Origin of the sequence: Pedobacter sp., assembly GCF_040513095.1 — a bacterium.
GTDB lineage: Bacteria > Bacteroidota > Bacteroidia > Sphingobacteriales > Sphingobacteriaceae > Pedobacter.
On record NZ_JBEVDX010000017.1, the window covers coordinates 1 to 16531 of the forward strand.

Here is a 16531-nt window from a genome sequence, read left to right on the forward strand (position 1 = left end):
CCCAACTGATTCCGCCCCAAAAGGACACATTCTCCACTATTTACCCTGAAACTTCCTTCAGCGGTAGTGATATTCATTGTTCCCTGATAGATATATATCAGCAGATGCTCAGGCACAACCTGTTCCAAAACCTGCTGCTGGTCTTCCCTGCAGGCTAAAAATATTCCTGAAGGGTATTTTACTTCAGCTTCGTTCATGATTAAGAGATAATTTCAGGCTATTAAAATCTGATAATGCGCTTTTCCGGACCCGGATTTTTAATTTCTATGCTGGCCGTTTTCATCGTTCAGATATTTTTTTTATCATTTGTTCTTATTGTCTTTGGTACTGTTGACAGGCAAGCTACATGCCACACACATAAGCAACTAAAAATCAGATATATGATGTTAGTTTATGAAATATAAAGCACGCTGCATTTCGCTATTTGTTATTGCAGGCACGATATTCAACGGAAGCCATTCTTCTTATTTCGTTTGTCAGGATATCTTGCAGCGAAATATCGTAGCAGCGAAAAGCAGCCTCTGCAAATCAGTATGCTGACTATCAGCAAATTGAAAATATGGCATTTGCATTGGCTGATGCTTTATAAAATAAACATCATGAGAGAATTCATATTGGTCTTTCGCAGAGACTATCATACAGAAGAAGTCCAGCCCACAGCAGAACAGATAGCAAACTTTTTAAAACCCTGGCAGGATTGGTACAGCGAACTGGAATCCGGCGGCAAACTGGCCAGGCCAATCAGACGGCTTGATTCAAAAGGCAGGATAGTATTTAAAGATAATGTTGTAACCAGCGGCCCGTACAAAGAAGTAAAAGAATCGATCGGCGGGATGATTGCCATAAGGGCTGAAAGTTATGAAGAGGCCGTCGAAATTGTGAAATGCTGCCCGATCCTGCAGCTTGGGATCAATGTGGAAATTCGTATAACTCCGGATCTGTAGCTGTATTTATTTTGGCAGCATTCCCAATAAAACTTATTGTGCTAAACATTGTTTTATGGGAATGAAAAACAGAACGTTAGGAACAACAGGTGTACAACTTTCAGCAATTGGTCTAGGCTGTATGAGCATGAGCCATGCTTATGGCACGCCAGACGACACAGAGTCTATAGCAACCTTACATAAAGCGCTCGATCTGGGCATAAATTTCTGGGATACAGCCGACGTATACGGCTCGGGTAAAAATGAAGAACTCATTTCCAGAGTGCTTAGCGAAAATCGTGACAAAATATTTATCGCTACCAAATTTGGATTTACTGCTAATCCTGATGGCAAAGGCATGTCATTTAATGGTTCTCCGGCTTATATGAAGACCGCGGTTGAAGCAAGTCTGAAAAGGCTTAAAGTAGAAGTGATCGACCTTTATTATGCGCACCGTATTGATCCGAATGTCCCGGTTGAAGAGATGGTTGGTGCCATGGCAGAATTGGTTACCGAGGGCAAAGTCAGGTTTCTCGGCCTTTCGGAAGCTTCTGCCAACTCTATTCGCAAGGCTCATGCGGTTCATCCTGTCAGCGCACTGCAAAGTGAGTACTCGCTGTTAACGCGAGATCCTGAGAGCAGCGTTATTCCGCTCTGCAAAGAACTAGGAATTAGCTTTGTACCGTTCAGCCCTTTGGCGAGGGGATTAGTAACAAATACGCTTGATTTGAACAATTTAGCAGATAACGACTTCCGTAAAGGTTTGCCACGCTATCAGCAGGAACATCAGGACAATAACACAAAACTGGCAGCTGGCTTTGCTGAGCTGGCAAAACAAAAAGGCTGCACACCAGCGCAGCTTGCACTTGCATGGGTATTGGCCCAGGGAGACCATATCATACCTATTCCCGGAACCAAAAAACGCAGGTATCTCGAAGAAAATGCCGGCAGTGTAGACATCAGCCTCACAGATGCAGACACAAAAAATGTGGAAGACTTACTGGCTAAGTATCCTGACACCGGTGCGCGTTACAATGAAACTTCCGCAAGCCAGGTAGATAAAAGTTAGAAAAGAGGCCTTTTACGGCTTCTTTTCTTCTGGTTTGTTTTTCAGCCTTTTCGCTTGTTTAAGACTATTGTTGAGCATCCATTCAATCTGACCATTTACACTACGAAATTCATCAGCCGCCCACTTTTCTATCGCCTTCATCATCTCTGAATCAATTCTTAAAGCAAATGATTTTTTATCCGCCATTGTTATTGGTTTAATGTACCGGTATTGATTACTGGTTTGGTTTCGCTGTCGCCGCAGAGCACTACCATAAGATTGCTCACCATAGCTGCTTTTCTGTCTTCATCAAAGGTAATGATATCTTTATCAGCGAGCATCTTTAATGCACTTTCTACCATGCCTACAGCCCCTTCAACGATTTTATGACGGGCAGCAACAACAGCAGAAGCCTGCTGCCTCCTCAACATGGAGTGCGCAATTTCAGGAGCGTAAGCCAGATAGCCAATTCTTGACTCCACCACTTCAATCCCCGCTATTTCGAGTCTTTCCATCAGTTCTTTTTCAAGGGCAATGTTTACATCCACAAAATTTGTGCTCAGGGTGATGGTTGCAGTTTCATCTTCGAAATGATCGTAAGGAAAAGAGCCTGCAAGTTTTCTCACTGCAGAGTCCGTTTGTATTTGTATAAATTTACTATAGTCGTCTACTTCAAAAGCGCATTTAAAGGTATCTTTCACCCTCCATACCAGGATCACACTGATCAGAATCGGGTTCCCCATTTTATCATTCACCTTAATCTTTTCACTTTCAAAATTCCTTGCCCGCAGGGAGTAAGTAAATCTGGCGTATAAAGGATTGATCCAGAACAAACCATTTGACTTAATTGTCCCGGCATAATTTCCGAACAGGAGTAGTACTTTCGAACTATTCGGGCTTACAATGGTCAGGCCCTTCACCAGAATAATGGCAACAGGAATAAATGCAATGATCAAAAAGGGATTTTGGCTTAGCGCACCATAGCCAATCATTATGGCAGATACCAGGATAAAAACTACAGCTACATAGCCATTTAAAGGGTTAACAATTTTTTCCGCTTTCATGAGAAATACTATTTAAATGATATCATATTGATATCACAAACATACATATAAATCAGATTCAAAAGAATATTTTATTTTTCTTTAAACAGGCTGATTATCGCAAACCAAAACTAACTCAAGCCTTTGTTGTTTAAACAATACCTTATTCACGTTATTACCAGACCATCATGAATGCCATCACCATTACCGCACCCGGTACAGCAGATGTATTAAAACTGCAACAACTTCCTACACCAGAGCTCGCAGCAGATGAAATCCTTATCAATGTTAAAGCAGCTGGTTTAAACCGTGCAGATGTTGCCCAGCGCCAGGGAAATTATCCTGCACCTGCAGGAGCTCCCCAGGATATACTGGGAATGGAAGTAGCAGGAATCGTTGAGAATTGTGGCAATGCGGTAACGCTCTGGAAAAAAGGTGATCAGGTCTGCGCGTTAATTGCAGGAGGAGGATATGCAGAATATGTAGCAGTCAAAGAGGGGCAATGCCTGCCTGTACCCTCTAATTTTAGTTTTGCCGAAGCTGCCAGTCTCCCTGAGGCAGTATTTACCGTCTGGTCAAACGTATTTGAAAGAGGCAGGTTGGTTGCTGGTGAAACATTGCTAATCCATGGTGGAAACAGTGGTATAGGCATCACAGCTATCCAGCTCGGAAAATTATTTAATACCAAAGTACTTGTAACCGTTGGTTCTGAAGAAAAAGGAAGACTGTGTGTTAACCTTGGGGCAGATGGCTATGTCAATTATAAAACTTCCGATTTTGAACAGCTGTTAAAAAAAGAAGGCGTCGATGTAATTCTGGATATGATCGGAGGTGATTATTTTGAAAAAAACATCAGTATTCTTCGTCCCGACGGCCGGCTGGTCTATATCAATTCAGTTGCTGGAAATAAGGTTCCCTTGGATATCAGCAAGTTGATGCTGAAGAGACTGACGGTAACCGGAAGCACACTTCGAAGCAGGGATTATGCTTTTAAAAAGAATCTAACGGCTGCTATCCGCGAAAAGGTCTGGCCGCTGATGGAGGCCGGGAAGTTTAAACCTGTGATTTACAAAACATTTCCGCTGGATCAGGCTGCAGATGCACACCGTTCTCTCGAAGAAGGCAGCCATACTGGCAAGATTGTCCTGCTGAACGATTAAAGCCTGCAGGCTATCCGAAGTATTTTTATTGATTACCTTTAGCGAATGACACCAACTGCCATACCAGAGACCCAGCTTGAAAGTGCAATGATATTTATGAGAAATCTGAGTCAGTGCCCTCCCAGTTATCTGAATGATCCCGGCAGAAAAGATTTCTTTGAAATCGTCTGGTTAAAAAATGAAGATCCTTTACACGACGTAAAATCTGAAAGCTTTGAAATGAGAGGTGACTGGATTTATCTGATACCGCCCTACAGGGTTCATCAGCTCAACAAGGCCGGAAAAAACGGAGAGCTGCTGTCCTTTAAAAGGGAAATTCTGGAAGAAGGTGATAAAGAATTTTTGCTGGATATCTTCAAAATCTTTAATGTGCAGGGCGAATTTTCCTGTCTGAGGCTCGATAAAGATGCATCTGAAGATTTAAATGGCATCTATCACCTACTGACAAAGGAATACCTCAAAGAAAATTCGGATATCAAAATAGTGAAAGCATTCCTCAAAGTCTTTCTGCTCAAACTGATTAAAGTAAAAGAGGAGGAATTTACCGGCCATGATATCCATCAAAAGAGAGTGTATGAGTTTCTGATGCTGCTCGAAAGTAATTACCTGATGGTTCGGAACATCGATTTCTATGCCGGCAAACTGGATGTCAGCTCAAAAAGGCTCAACCAGATACTGAAGGAAAAGCTGCATAAAACCGGCACCCAAATCATTCATGACCGGATTATATTAGAAGCAAAAAGGCTGATCATCCACAGCGAACATACCATTAAGCAGATCTCCTATGGACTTGGGTTTTCAGACCGTCCATATTTCAGCAGGTTTTTTAAAAAACAAACCGGGCAGACACCCGATGAGTTTCTTAAACAAGCGCAAAACCATCTTAGGGTAAAGTCCAATACCCTCGTATAACCAGGATTTACTTTAAAGACCGCAGCTTATACCGCCGGTACGAAACTATAGCCAATAGAGCAACCAGCGCTAACGTGACATAAACCCATGCCGGAATTGGGACAGGATCTCCCTGCGCATAAGAATGGAGCCCGGTCAGGTAATAGTTTACACCAAAGTAGGTCATTATTATTACCGAAAAGGCAAGCAGTGATAAAAGATTGAAAAGATATTTACTCCGCAGATTAGGGATCAGCCTCACATGTAATACGAATGCATAAACTATCACTGAGATAAAAGCCCAGGTCTCCTTAGGGTCCCAGCTCCAGTAACGTCCCCAGCTTTCATTGGCCCAGATACCACCCAGAAACGTACCTACAGTAAGTAAGAATATGCCTACAGTAAGCGACATCTCATTTACAATAGTCAGTTCTACCACAGAGGATTTTACTTTGGCACTGATTTTCTTGTGGTCAATGATATAAAGCAGCAATACTACTGTTCCCAGTAAAGCGCTTAAGCCAAAAAATCCATAACTCGAGGTTATAATAGCAACGTGCACCATCAGCCAATAAGATTTCAGCACCGGCACCAGTGGGGTAATCTGAGGGTTCATCTGGGAACCTCCATGCGCAAACCCCATCAGGATCACAGCAATCAGACAACCTGCAGCCGGGATAAAGGCATTACTGTTTCTGTACAATAACAATCCAGACATCACTCCTATCCAGCTGATAAACATAACAGCCTCATAGCCATTACTCCATGGCTCGTGACCAGAAATATACCAGCGCACTGCAAGCCCGAACATCTGCAAAAGGGCAGCGACACTGATAAGTACCAGTACAAAATTGATAGTCCTGCGCAGTGCTTTGGAATATTTGAATAAAGAACCAAATGCCAGGGCAAGGATTACTGTACCCAATAACGCGTAGGTAATCATCAGGTTCAGAAAGATATTCCAGGAATTGTAACGAACCTCCATATCAATCCTGGTCAGCGAGGGAACAACTGCTTTACCAATTTCAAACTGCAGCTTTTTCAGTGTTTCCAGTTTCTGATCGGCAATGCTCCAGTTTCCGGATTGCGTGGCCTTATAAATGCTCATCAAATAAATCGTTGCCGGATTGCCAGGAGCTGAAGCATTTCCTGCTGTTGCAGCCGGTGCTGCTATCCAGGTATTATTCGCATCACCTGCAACTGGAAAAACCCGCAGGTACTGTCCGTTGAGTAATTGCTGCATGACCTGAAGTTTATCATTCAGTTCGATCACATCTTTATCATAACCATCCTGGTCAGATGCTTTTTTAGCGAAGGCTTTGAGATAATCGGCTTTTAAACGGAAATCGATACTACCATCCTGACTTAAACTAAGCAGGTTAACCATCGTGGTATAGCCCTGCTCATTGGCCTTTACGGCAGTAAGCAAGCCAGGCCCACCCTTGCTGCCAACTTTAATAAGCGGAACATTCACCCAATCGAAAGGAAGTGTAGAAACCGAGAGGAAAAACTGATTGGCGTTTAGGGTGTAGAATTTATCCTTCTGATAGAGTTTGCGCAGGATTTCCAGCGCCATGGTATTTACCGGTTCGATACGGCCATCGATATTCTGTACCAGCAAACGTCCAAAGCTATCAGCATGATTGCGGTCGGTATGAACCGAAGCAGCAAAAGCCGCCCCATCTACAGCCTGTCCCGCGAGCATGCGCTCCATATCGGCTACGTGGTTATGGTCTGGTGCAACAGTAGTTGTACCATCTTTCCCATGCATATCAATTTCCTGACTGAATGCCGCAGCACCAGGCAAAAACACCAGCAGCAGCACTAATGTTTTCGATCTTGAAATGGTTTTCAGTTGCTCATTCAACTTCGAAAAATGAGTTCCTTTCCAGAAAAGAGTGATGAACAACCCTGCAAAGAGCAAAGTATAACCCAGATAAGTAATATGAGTTCCCCAATAATCGTGATTCACTGACAGCACCGTGCCCAGCTCATCCTGGTCAAAGCTCGACTGAAAGAACCGGTAGCCATCCTCGTCCAGCACGTGGTTCATGAAAATCTTGTACGGACGCTCATTGTGACCATCATAGATCATGATGTCGGAAGAATAAGCTGCAGGGCTGGCGCTGCCCGGATACTTTTCCATTTTAAAGTCAACCAGCTTCAGGTTAAACGGAGCTTTATAGATTTTTGAACCGTAAGCCATTGCAATAGGCAAACCTCCAACCTCACCCTGAAACTGAAAATTCGTCATTCCTTTTCCACCATAAAAAGATACGGTATCAATAGCGGAAGGTGTTGTCACCTCTACTTTAACCAGATCAAGGTCATGCTCATGTGTACGTTTGTCGCCTTCGTAATAAATAATATTACCTGCACGAGCAGGTTCAGGAACAACAAAGGCAAGATTTCCATAAGTATAAAGACTTCTCAGGTGGAAATCCTGTGGCTTGTTATCTGCCGTAACCACTTTTCTCTCCTGCGTCGCCATGATCATGTAGTTGCCTTCATAAGGCGAAGAGATATGATAATTTCCTATACCGTCGGCGATATTTATTGCTCCCGGAGTTTCCTTGTTGTAGCTTATAATCAGGTTCTGTATCAGCTGGACACTGCCAGACTGTATATATTTATTGACACGTTTACCATTTTCAAGTACCACCAGATGCAGTATTTGTTTGCCTGCAGGATTTAGCACCAGGGAGTCTTGTGCACGGGCATAAAAGTCTACTACCTGCACCCTGACTATCTGCCCCTTATAATCATATTTAGATAAAAACGTTTTTTTGAAGGGCTTAAGATACGAGGGTATGCGGTTGGAAATGAGTATTGCCGGCTTATCGTCGTAGGCCAGGGCCTGCTGGTCCTGACCAATCTGGATTTTAAAAAAAGTTGCATCAGAAACCACATCGTTACTTGCCTGTCCTTCGCGGATATGCATGGAGCCTTCAAAACTGATGTAACGGGTAACGTAGCCGCCAATGAAAATAATGATAAACGCCAAATGAAATACAAGCAGCGGGAGTTTCTTAAATGATATCAGCTGGTATCTTTTAATATTACCAATAAAATTCAGTATCAGGAAAAACATCACCAGCTCAAACCACCAGCAATTGTATATCAGCGCTTTGGCAACCGCAGTTCCATAATCATTTTCAACAAAAGTAGCCAGCGCCATGGAGAACGCGTAAAATAATAATAAGGCACCCATGGTGCGGGTAGAGAAGAGAATCCTGCTTAACTGTGATATCATTTGTTGTATTTGATGTAGTCCTTTTCCCGGACGGGGCACATATTAGAAATTTTTAGACAGAGGAATGAATGTTTGAAAAAAAAAGATAATTAAATGATATTGTTCAGAACGCGTTGCCCCTAATGGTCAGATCAATCCTCATCACCTGTATTTACCATTTTAGCCAGAACAAAAAACGTTTTCCTGATCACAATTGCTGATCCCGGTTTCAGATCCACTACCGGGGTGATCTCTGTAAACCCAACATCAGAAACACCTTTTGCAACAGCAATACGCTCAAAAACAGTCTCCTTAGTATCCTTTTTCTTAATGCGGAAGATATAATCCCGGCCGCCATTACTTACTATTGCCTCAGTTGGTACAGCAGGTAAAACTGCATTGCCAATACTTATAATTGCGGTGATGTTCATTCCTTCAATCAAACCTGCCTTATTACCCATCACTACAGCATGTACAGGAATAGTTTTGCTTTGATTGGCAAAGGCAGTGCCGATGGAATATATTTTTGCATCATACTCCTTTCCTGCGCTATTTGTTAGGGTAAAGTGGATAAGCTGTCCAGCTTTCACCTTTGGAAGGTCTTTTTCAAACACAAAGAGGTCCAGGTGTAACTGTGAATTGTTGACAATCTGTGCAATGGGTGTTGAGGCATCTACATTGGAACCTATCTGCGCCGATACTTCACTGATAGTTCCGCTTATCGGGGCAAGGACAGATATACTGGTAACAATCTGGCCACGGCTGGCAGCGCTGAATGAAATGCCTAATGCAGTCAGCTGTATTTGCTGAGATTTGTAGGTCGCCGTTAATGCTGCCAGTTCGGCTTCTGCTTTCTGCAGGTTTTTTAATGGTGCTGCATTACCGGCAACCAGTTCCTTCTGTCTTACATTCTCCTGCCTCGCAAGGTTTAACTGTGCCTGGGTGGTTTGCAGTTCCTGCTGTAATTGAGCAATCTGTGGGTTTAAAATAGTTGCAATAACCTGTCCTTTTTTAACGTAATTCCCTGGTTGAACAGTTAGTGTCCGGATTGTACCACTTGATACTGAGGTCACCAGTGCCTTATTCTGATTGGGTACCGACAGTAATCCGTTGGCTTTAATCGCCGTTGCAAGGTTCTTCATCTCGATAATACCAAATTCAATACCGGCGGTTTTGATCTGATTCGTGCTGAGGCTAACGTCGTTGGTCACAGGAGCAGCAGTTTCCCCTTCCTCTGCTTCCTCCTTTGGTGCGGCCTGTTTACAAGAGGTAGCTGAGCCAAGGATGGTAATGATCATTAAATATATCAGGGGCCTAAAAATTTTATTCATGGCAAATCTTATTTGGTAGTGGTGTAATAATTCAATTGAATAGCAGACTGGTTAAATTCGTTCAGTACATCAAGATAATTTCTCTGAATATCTATAGCTTGCGCCAGGTATTGCGACAGTTCGGCAAAGCCAATCTCTCCTGACCGGTAGGCCAGATTTGCCGCTTTGATAATGGCATCTGCCTGTTTTAATCCCGTAGTTGTATAATAATCTAACAGGTCACTGTTTTTATCCAGTTTTTCGAGTTCCTGACGGTAGGATGTGCTAAACGCAAGTTGCTGATCAGCAAGTATGGTTTGCTGGTAATTTTGTTCCAGCTGTGCGGCTTTGTAATTATGCTTGTACTGTCCACGACCAAAAAGGGGAATGCCTACTGACACAGAGAAACCTGAGAAAGCCGGGCTGATCCCGTATAACCGCTGAGAAAAGAAGCGACCTTCAAAGGATGGCATTTGGTTTTGTCCAACCAGTTTTGCTTCTGCGCCTGCAATGCTTACATTTTGCTGCTGGATTTTTAACAGCGGATGCCCATTGTTTTCAAACCCGGTTCCATTAAGCATAACTTTTTGCAGCGGCAAACTGTCCGGCAATAAACTCAGATCTGTATTCAACAAACGTTTCATTGCCTCCTGCTCAGTATGAATATCTTTGAGGATCATACGGAGCTGAACTTTAGTTTCTTTAGCCCGCGCCTGGGCAGCGATGCTGTCCAGACCGGCATTTTCGCCCGTTTTTACCCGCAGTACAGCTGCTTTAGCCAGCGTTCCATAAATACTATCCATCCTTTGCCACAGACGCTGTTTGCTTTGGTGATACCATAACCTGTAATAAGCAGCAGCAATGTTTTTCCTGAGTTCCAGCCCATATGCCTGCCTGGAATATTCTGCGGCACGTGTTTTTTGTTCCAGCAATCCTTTACGGGCACTGTACAATCCAGGCCAATCCAGGCTTTGTGACACACCAATTTTCAATATGCCTTTCCGATCCTCTGGATTAAGATCTTCATTCTCTACAAAAACACCTGTTTTAGGTAGTGCAAATGAAGTTTTCTCCAGCTCTTTTTGCTGACTGATCTTAATCTCTGAAGACCGCAGCTGGAGATTATTCTGAATGCCTATTTCATATGCCTGACTCAGTACAACGCGTTTTGAGGGAGGTATCGTCTGTGCAGAAGATGGTAAACAAATGCCCAGCAGGAATACTCCAAGCAGAGCTGGTTTTGCAGTTCCTAAAGGTTTATTTTTCGAGAAAATAAGATAGAGCAATGGCAACACTACCAAAGTGAGTAACGTGGCGGTCAGCAACCCTCCGATTACAACGGTAGCCAGTGGCTTTTGAACTTCTGCCCCTGCACTGGTAGACACCGCCATTGGAAGAAATCCCAGCGAGGCCACTGTTGCAGTCATTAACACAGGCCGTAGTCTGTCTTTTGTGCCCTGGTAAACGCGTTGGAGGATGTCTTCCACTCCCTCTTTCGCTAACTGGTTAAACGTTCCTATTAGCACAATTCCATTCAAAACCGCTACACCAAACAAGGCAATAAAACCAACTCCTGCCGATATACTGAAAGGCATTCCTCTCAGCAAAAGAGCCAATATACCGCCTATAGCAGACATAGGTATTGCGGTGAAGATGAGCAAGGCCTGTTTAATTGATTTGAATGTGATATACAATAGCATGAAAATGAGCAGCAATGCGGCAGGGACTGCAATCATCAACCGTCGGCTTGCCTGACGCAAATTCTCAAAAGTACCACCATAAGTATAATAGTACCCGGTTGGCAGCGGTACCTTAACATTGAGTTTTGTCTGTACTTCCTTCACCACACTTTCTACATCTCTTCCATTGACATTAAAGCTCACCACTATGCGCCTTCTCGCATTTTCCCTGCTGATCTGCGCGGGGCCGGTTTCATAAGCTATAGTGGCGACCTGGGACAGGGGTATCTGATTTCCATCAGGTGTGGGAATAAACAGCTCACTTACATTATCTATGTTGCTTCGGTGTGCAGAATCAAGCCTGACTACCAGATCGAATCTCCGTTCATTTTCATAGATCGCACCTGTGCTGTTGCCTGCGAAGGCGGTGCTGATCACCTGGTTGACATCTTCTATGTTTAAACCATAATTAGCCATCCTTGCACGGTCATACTTTATGGTAATTTGAGGCAGACCACTCACCCGCTCAACCTGCGGTTGTGTTACACCCTCAACCGGTTTAATGGCCTGTGCCACTTTCGCTGCCAGCAGGTTCAGTGTATCCAGGTTTTCTCCAAAGATTTTCACCGCTACATCCTGTTTCACTCCAGTCATCAGCTCATTAAAACGCATTTGAATAGGCTGGCTTGGTTCGGCAATAACACCCGGAATGTCTGCAAGTGTTCCTTGCATATCATCCGCCAGTTCATAAAAGCCTTTACCGTCCGGCCATTCTGATTTATCCTTGAGGATCACTATCAAATCAGAGGCTTCAGGCGGCATCGGGTCAGTTGCTACGTCAGCACTTCCCGTTTTACCCACTACCATTTTCACTTCAGGATACTTACGTAACATCCTTTCGGCCTGCATGATTGTTTCAGTGGTTTGTGATAAAGATGTTCCCTGCGGCAATACGAATTCAATAGCATAGTCACCCTCCTCCAGCTGAGGGATAAACTCTCCTCCCATTTGAGAGAAAACATAGGCACTGAGGACGAGGAGAATCACAGCCAGGGCAACCACCTGATATTTAAAACGTATTGCGGCCTTTAACACAGGCTCATATTTACGCTGGAGAAAGCCAACCATCCGGTCAGAGAAAGTCTTTTTTTGTTCAGCATTTTTAGAAAGAAACAGGGCGGATACCATTGGAATGTAGGTTAATGATAATATCAGCGCACCTAAAATCGCAAAGGCTACTGTCTGCGCCATAGGCCTGAACATCTTTCCCTCAGTACCCGTCAGTGTCAGTATAGGGATATATACCACTAAAATGATGATTTCCCCAAAGGCAGCACTGCTGCGTATACGGGATGCGGACAGAAAAACTTCATCGTCCATTTCCTCCTGCGTAAAACGGCCTGTAGTTTTTCTTTGCACCAGATGATGCATCGTTGCCTCAACAATAATAACAGCGCCATCCACAATGAGCCCAAAATCAATAGCTCCCAACGACATCAGATTGGCAGAAACACCAAACAGGTTCATTAGCGAAAGTGCAAAAAGCAGGGATAAAGGTATCGCTGAGGCTACAATCAATCCTGCACGCCAGTTTCCAAGAAACAGCACCAAAACAAAGATCACGATTAGCGCACCTTCAGTTAAGTTTCGTTCTACTGTGCTGATTGCTCTTTTGATAAGATTGGTACGGTCCAGAAAAGGCTCTATAATAACATCGCCGGGAAGGGATTTCTGTACAAGTTTCATCCGCTCTTTCACGAGCGCTACCACCTCAGCACTATTGGCTCCTTTGGTCATCAATACAATTCCTCCAACTACTTCCTTTTCACCGTTATAGGTCATTGCGCCATAACGTGGCGGTGACCCCAGATGAATCTTGGCCACATTCTTTACCAGAACAGGCAGCCCATTGGCCTGCCTTTTAATGATCGTATTTTCAATATCCGGGATGCCTGACATCAAACCTACTCCTCTGATAAAGTAAGCATTCGGCTTTTTATCAATATACGCACCACCAGTATTCTGATTATTTTTTTCTAAAGCTGTAAAAACTTCAGGAATGGTCACATCCATTGCTTTTAGCTTGTCAGGATCCAGTGCAACTTCAAATTGTTTAGTTACGCCGCCAAAAGCAGTCACTTCTGCGACACCAGTAATACCATACAGCTGGCGGGTAACAATCCAGTCCTGCATTGTTCTCAGATCCATAGCAGTATATTTCTTTTCACTTCCTTTTTTAGGATGGAGAATATACTGATAAATCTCCCCGAGTCCGGTAGTGACAGGAGCCATTTCCGGCCTGCCCGTCCCCTTCGGAATTTCTTCCTGAACTTCATTAAGTTTTTCTGCGATCAGTTGCCTTGCGAAGTAAACATCAACCGATTCTTTAAATACGATGGTAATTACGCTGAGTCCAAATCTGGACATCGAACGCATTTCAGTGATATCTGGCAGGTTTGACAGGGAGCGTTCTACCGGATAAGTGATGAACTGTTCAACTTCCTGTGCAGCTAAAGTTGGCGCTTTAGTAATTACCTGGACCTGGTTATTGGTGATATCCGGCAAAGCATCCAGGGCAATTTGTGTCGTGCTCCAAACTCCCCACACTATCAGTGCAAGAGTGAAAAAGCCGATCACCAGTTTATTACGGATACTATACCGTATAATGGCGTCTAACATAAAATTTCTGAAAAAATAGATAAAGCATATCCAACCTGATCAGGGGAAATGCACAATTAAAATAGAAAGAAACTTATGCTATCTGCGGAGGCTGCCAGATCTTGATAGGCTGTTCCTTCACTGATGAAATTGCATAGTCAGGATATTGACGTGTTACAGTTTTTGAATAAACGGGCAGGGCTACCGATGATGCTAAATGCCTTACTGTTGAGCAGCAATAGCAGGAACAAAAGGGAGGGCAACTTTCCTGCTCCTTTTGGTTATGGGCAGATTGATCTTTCTGAACAGAGGTATAAACTTCACTTACAGATGCATCTTCTTTATCCTGGCAGGGCATGAGTGCCAGGTATAAGAAAAATAGACTGAATAGTAAAGCAATGTTTTTCATCCAGGCCAAAAGTAAAGAATAAAAATTATAAATGATATATTTTATGCCAACGCAAAGCTCTTTACTGATGCCAGGTATAGTTCAAAACCATATCTTTACCTGCATACTGATATGAAGATGCGGAAAAACAGCGGTTCAATACCTGTCAATAAATTTGGTGACGACTTTAACACCGGCATCAGCATCGAAACAGTTTCATTTGAGAATCTGCCTGATCTTGGCGATTGGGAACAACCGGAGCGGCACGACCGGCATTCCTTCTTCCTTGTCGAAAAGGGGAAGGTATCCATTGAGATCGACTTTCAAGTGTTTGAAATTGAAGCTCCATCCGTAATTCATATGCATCCTGATCAGGTACACAGGATTATTAGTTTTGAAAATGTAACAGCATTTGTGTGGGCCGCCGAAAACGACAATATTAACCCTCAGTACCTCAAACTACTGGATGATATAACACCCGCCAGCCCGATGCGCTTAGACCGGGATAAACATTCTTTATTGTCAGACATCGCATTATTGGGTTTAAAACTTACAAACCGCAAAAAAGACCAGTTTTACCAATTCCTGCTGAAAGACAACATCAATTCTCTTGCAGGTTTGATCATCTCGATGTACCTGGATAAAGCTACCTCAGCTGACAAAATTTCAAGGGCGGAATCTGTGACAAAAAGTTTTAGGGAAACCCTGGCAAGCCAGTTTTCTATACTTAAACGCCCTGCAGCCTATGCAGAAAAACTGAACCTATCTCTTCCATACCTCAATGAATGTGTGAAAAATACAACCGGGCATCCCGTGTCTTATCATATCCAGCAGCGTGTAGTACTGGAAGCAAAGCGATTACTTTATCACTCTGACCTGTCCCTCAAAGAAATTGCTGCCAAATTAGGCTACGATGACTACCCTTACTTTTCCAGATTGTTTTCTAAACTTGCCGGCAAATCTCCATTAAGCTTCCGTCAGAAAAACCTCGATTAGTCCAACTCTTACCTTGTTATGACCTACAGGACTGAGTGATTACGCGGTTCCTTTGATCTGAATAATTTTATTATAGAAATGGAAACAGCAGGTCAAAAAAAAGTACTTATTTCAGGAGCAAGTTTCGCGGGTTTATCCACAGCATACTGGATGAATAAATTGGGTTACAAGGTTACCATTGTGGAGATTTCCGGACAGCTAAAAAAGGGTGGAACGCCAGTGAATATCATGGAAAACACAATTGACATTGTTAAACGCATGGGTTTGTTTGAGCAGATTGCGGCTAACAGGATTACAATGGAAACAATGGAATTTAAAAATGCAGAGGATGAAACCGAGCGGCTGAACCACATTCAGCAACAACACGATAGTCGCGGCCAGGAAGAATATGAGATCGAAAGAGATGTTTTACTGGATTTGATGAATGAAGCGGTAAAGGACGATGTAGAATTCATTTTCAGCGAGACCATTAGCAGTTTAGCGGAAACCGCAGATCGAATTGAAGTGACATTTAAAAACACCCCCTCTGCTATTTTTGATCTGGTATTTGGCTGCGATGGTATCCATTCTGTGGTAAGAAAACTTTGGTTCGGTGAGGAAAAAGAGTTTTCCCACTTCCTGAATACCTACTTTTCAATTTCGATAGTAAACAAACTGCTTATCCCGGAGAACACAAATCAAATGTACAGCGAACCGGGCAAAACGGTAATGCTGAACGCTTACAATGGCAAAACCGATATTTGTCTTGCCTATTATTCAGAACTGGAAATCCCTTACGATTACCGCAATGAACAGCAGCAACGCAACATGATATTCGAACAGTTTGAAGGAACAGGCTGGCGTACGCCGGAACTGATTGAAGAAATTAAGCAATCAACAGCTTTTTACTTTGATAAGCTCTGCCAGATGAAAATGCCTTCCTGGAGTAAAGGGCGTGTTGCTTTGGTGGGCGATGCAGGATATTGTGCCTCACCGGCCGCGGGACGAGGCGGATCGCTGGCTATTGATGGAGCGGCTGCCCTCGCTGATGCTTTTGAGAAATGCGATGGTAATTTTGAAGCGGCATTTCATGAATACAATGATAGCTTCCGTCCTTTTATTGAAGATATACAGGCAGGCGTTGTAGATTTTGCACTGGATATACTCATTCCAAGAACCGAAGAAGCTATCATTAAAAGAAACAGGGAGGGCTTTAACTTTTAG

General features: G+C 43.3%; 12 protein-coding genes and 1 pseudogene. 6 read left to right on the forward strand and 7 right to left on the reverse strand.

Annotated elements, in window-relative coordinates:
- A pseudogene (locus ABWY16_RS02615) lies at positions 1–197 on the reverse strand (hypothetical protein); the annotation flags it as partial.
- Positions 198–599: 402 nt separating this feature from the next.
- Here ABWY16_RS02615 and ABWY16_RS02620 point away from each other — a divergent pair.
- Both ABWY16_RS02620 and ABWY16_RS02625 read left to right on the forward strand, forming a co-directional pair.
- The gene (locus ABWY16_RS02620; RefSeq protein WP_353903095.1) at positions 600–944 is read left to right on the forward strand and encodes a YciI family protein; all 345 of its coding nucleotides are present in this window, start codon (positions 600–602) and stop codon (positions 942–944) included.
- 61 nt (positions 945–1005) lie between these two features.
- Complete coding sequence (locus tag ABWY16_RS02625; protein ID WP_353903096.1) at positions 1006–1992, forward strand: aldo/keto reductase; 987 nt, start codon at positions 1006–1008, stop codon at positions 1990–1992.
- A 12-nt stretch (positions 1993–2004) separates the two neighbouring features.
- Here the strand turns inward: ABWY16_RS02625 and ABWY16_RS02630 are convergent, their stop codons facing one another.
- Both ABWY16_RS02630 and ABWY16_RS02635 read right to left on the reverse strand, forming a co-directional pair.
- Positions 2005–2178 carry a type II toxin-antitoxin system antitoxin gene (locus tag ABWY16_RS02630; RefSeq protein WP_353903097.1) on the reverse strand — a complete coding sequence of 58 codons (174 nt, stop codon included), beginning with the start codon at positions 2176–2178 and terminating at the stop codon, positions 2005–2007.
- Between the two features lie 2 nt (positions 2179–2180).
- Entirely contained in the window at positions 2181–3035 is an 855-nt protein-coding gene (locus ABWY16_RS02635; RefSeq protein WP_353903098.1) for an SPFH domain-containing protein, read from the reverse strand.
- A gap of 167 nt (positions 3036–3202) precedes the next feature.
- Between ABWY16_RS02635 and ABWY16_RS02640 the strand changes: the two genes are divergently transcribed.
- Both ABWY16_RS02640 and ABWY16_RS02645 read left to right on the forward strand, forming a co-directional pair.
- Positions 3203–4174: an NAD(P)H-quinone oxidoreductase gene (locus ABWY16_RS02640; protein WP_353903099.1), complete on the forward strand. Its 972-nt coding sequence runs from the start codon at positions 3203–3205 to the stop codon at positions 4172–4174.
- Between the two features lie 45 nt (positions 4175–4219).
- On the forward strand, positions 4220–5086 hold the full coding sequence (locus ABWY16_RS02645) for a helix-turn-helix domain-containing protein (RefSeq protein ID WP_353903100.1): 867 nt from the start codon (positions 4220–4222) through the stop codon (positions 5084–5086).
- 7 nt (positions 5087–5093) lie between these two features.
- On the opposite strand, the gene ABWY16_RS02650 is transcribed toward ABWY16_RS02645, so the two are convergent.
- The 4 genes from ABWY16_RS02650 to ABWY16_RS02665 form a co-directional block, all read right to left on the reverse strand.
- Positions 5094–8318 (reverse strand): cytochrome c biogenesis protein, encoded by a 3225-nt coding sequence (locus tag ABWY16_RS02650; protein WP_353903101.1) that lies wholly within the window; start codon positions 8316–8318, stop codon positions 5094–5096.
- Positions 8319–8449: 131 nt separating this feature from the next.
- Positions 8450–9628 (reverse strand): efflux RND transporter periplasmic adaptor subunit, encoded by a 1179-nt coding sequence (locus tag ABWY16_RS02655; RefSeq protein WP_353903102.1) that lies wholly within the window; start codon positions 9626–9628, stop codon positions 8450–8452.
- A gap of 8 nt (positions 9629–9636) precedes the next feature.
- Complete coding sequence (locus tag ABWY16_RS02660) at positions 9637–13965, reverse strand: CusA/CzcA family heavy metal efflux RND transporter (RefSeq protein ID WP_353903103.1); 4329 nt, start codon at positions 13963–13965, stop codon at positions 9637–9639.
- A gap of 73 nt (positions 13966–14038) precedes the next feature.
- Positions 14039–14353: a DUF6660 family protein gene (locus ABWY16_RS02665; RefSeq protein WP_353903104.1), complete on the reverse strand. Its 315-nt coding sequence runs from the start codon at positions 14351–14353 to the stop codon at positions 14039–14041.
- Between the two features lie 111 nt (positions 14354–14464).
- Between ABWY16_RS02665 and ABWY16_RS02670 the strand changes: the two genes are divergently transcribed.
- Together ABWY16_RS02670 and ABWY16_RS02675 are read left to right on the forward strand one after the other, a co-directional pair.
- The gene (locus ABWY16_RS02670) at positions 14465–15328 is read left to right on the forward strand and encodes a helix-turn-helix domain-containing protein (RefSeq protein ID WP_353903105.1); all 864 of its coding nucleotides are present in this window, start codon (positions 14465–14467) and stop codon (positions 15326–15328) included.
- 78 nt (positions 15329–15406) lie between these two features.
- Entirely contained in the window at positions 15407–16531 is a 1125-nt protein-coding gene (locus ABWY16_RS02675) for an FAD-dependent monooxygenase (protein ID WP_353903106.1), read from the forward strand.

What these genes read in the sequence shown, in the direction of transcription:
- ABWY16_RS02620 (WP_353903095.1), top strand. Translation starts at nt 600, where the DNA reads ATGAGAGAATTCATATTGGTCTTTCGCAGAGACTATCATACAGAAGAA.
- ABWY16_RS02675 (WP_353903106.1), top strand. Translation starts at nt 15,407, where the DNA reads ATGGAAACAGCAGGTCAAAAAAAAGTACTTATTTCAGGAGCAAGTTTC.
- ABWY16_RS02640 (WP_353903099.1), top strand. Translation starts at nt 3,203, where the DNA reads ATGAATGCCATCACCATTACCGCACCCGGTACAGCAGATGTATTAAAA.
- ABWY16_RS02665 (WP_353903104.1), bottom strand. Translation starts at nt 14,353, where the DNA reads ATGAAAAACATTGCTTTACTATTCAGTCTATTTTTCTTATACCTGGCA.
- ABWY16_RS02625 (WP_353903096.1), top strand. Translation starts at nt 1,006, where the DNA reads ATGAAAAACAGAACGTTAGGAACAACAGGTGTACAACTTTCAGCAATT.
- ABWY16_RS02645 (WP_353903100.1), top strand. Translation starts at nt 4,220, where the DNA reads ATGACACCAACTGCCATACCAGAGACCCAGCTTGAAAGTGCAATGATA.
- ABWY16_RS02660 (WP_353903103.1), bottom strand. Translation starts at nt 13,965, where the DNA reads ATGTTAGACGCCATTATACGGTATAGTATCCGTAATAAACTGGTGATC.
- ABWY16_RS02650 (WP_353903101.1), bottom strand. Translation starts at nt 8,318, where the DNA reads ATGATATCACAGTTAAGCAGGATTCTCTTCTCTACCCGCACCATGGGT.
- ABWY16_RS02670 (WP_353903105.1), top strand. Translation starts at nt 14,465, where the DNA reads ATGAAGATGCGGAAAAACAGCGGTTCAATACCTGTCAATAAATTTGGT.
- ABWY16_RS02655 (WP_353903102.1), bottom strand. Translation starts at nt 9,628, where the DNA reads ATGAATAAAATTTTTAGGCCCCTGATATATTTAATGATCATTACCATC.
- ABWY16_RS02635 (WP_353903098.1), bottom strand. Translation starts at nt 3,035, where the DNA reads ATGAAAGCGGAAAAAATTGTTAACCCTTTAAATGGCTATGTAGCTGTA.
- ABWY16_RS02630 (WP_353903097.1), bottom strand. Translation starts at nt 2,178, where the DNA reads ATGGCGGATAAAAAATCATTTGCTTTAAGAATTGATTCAGAGATGATG.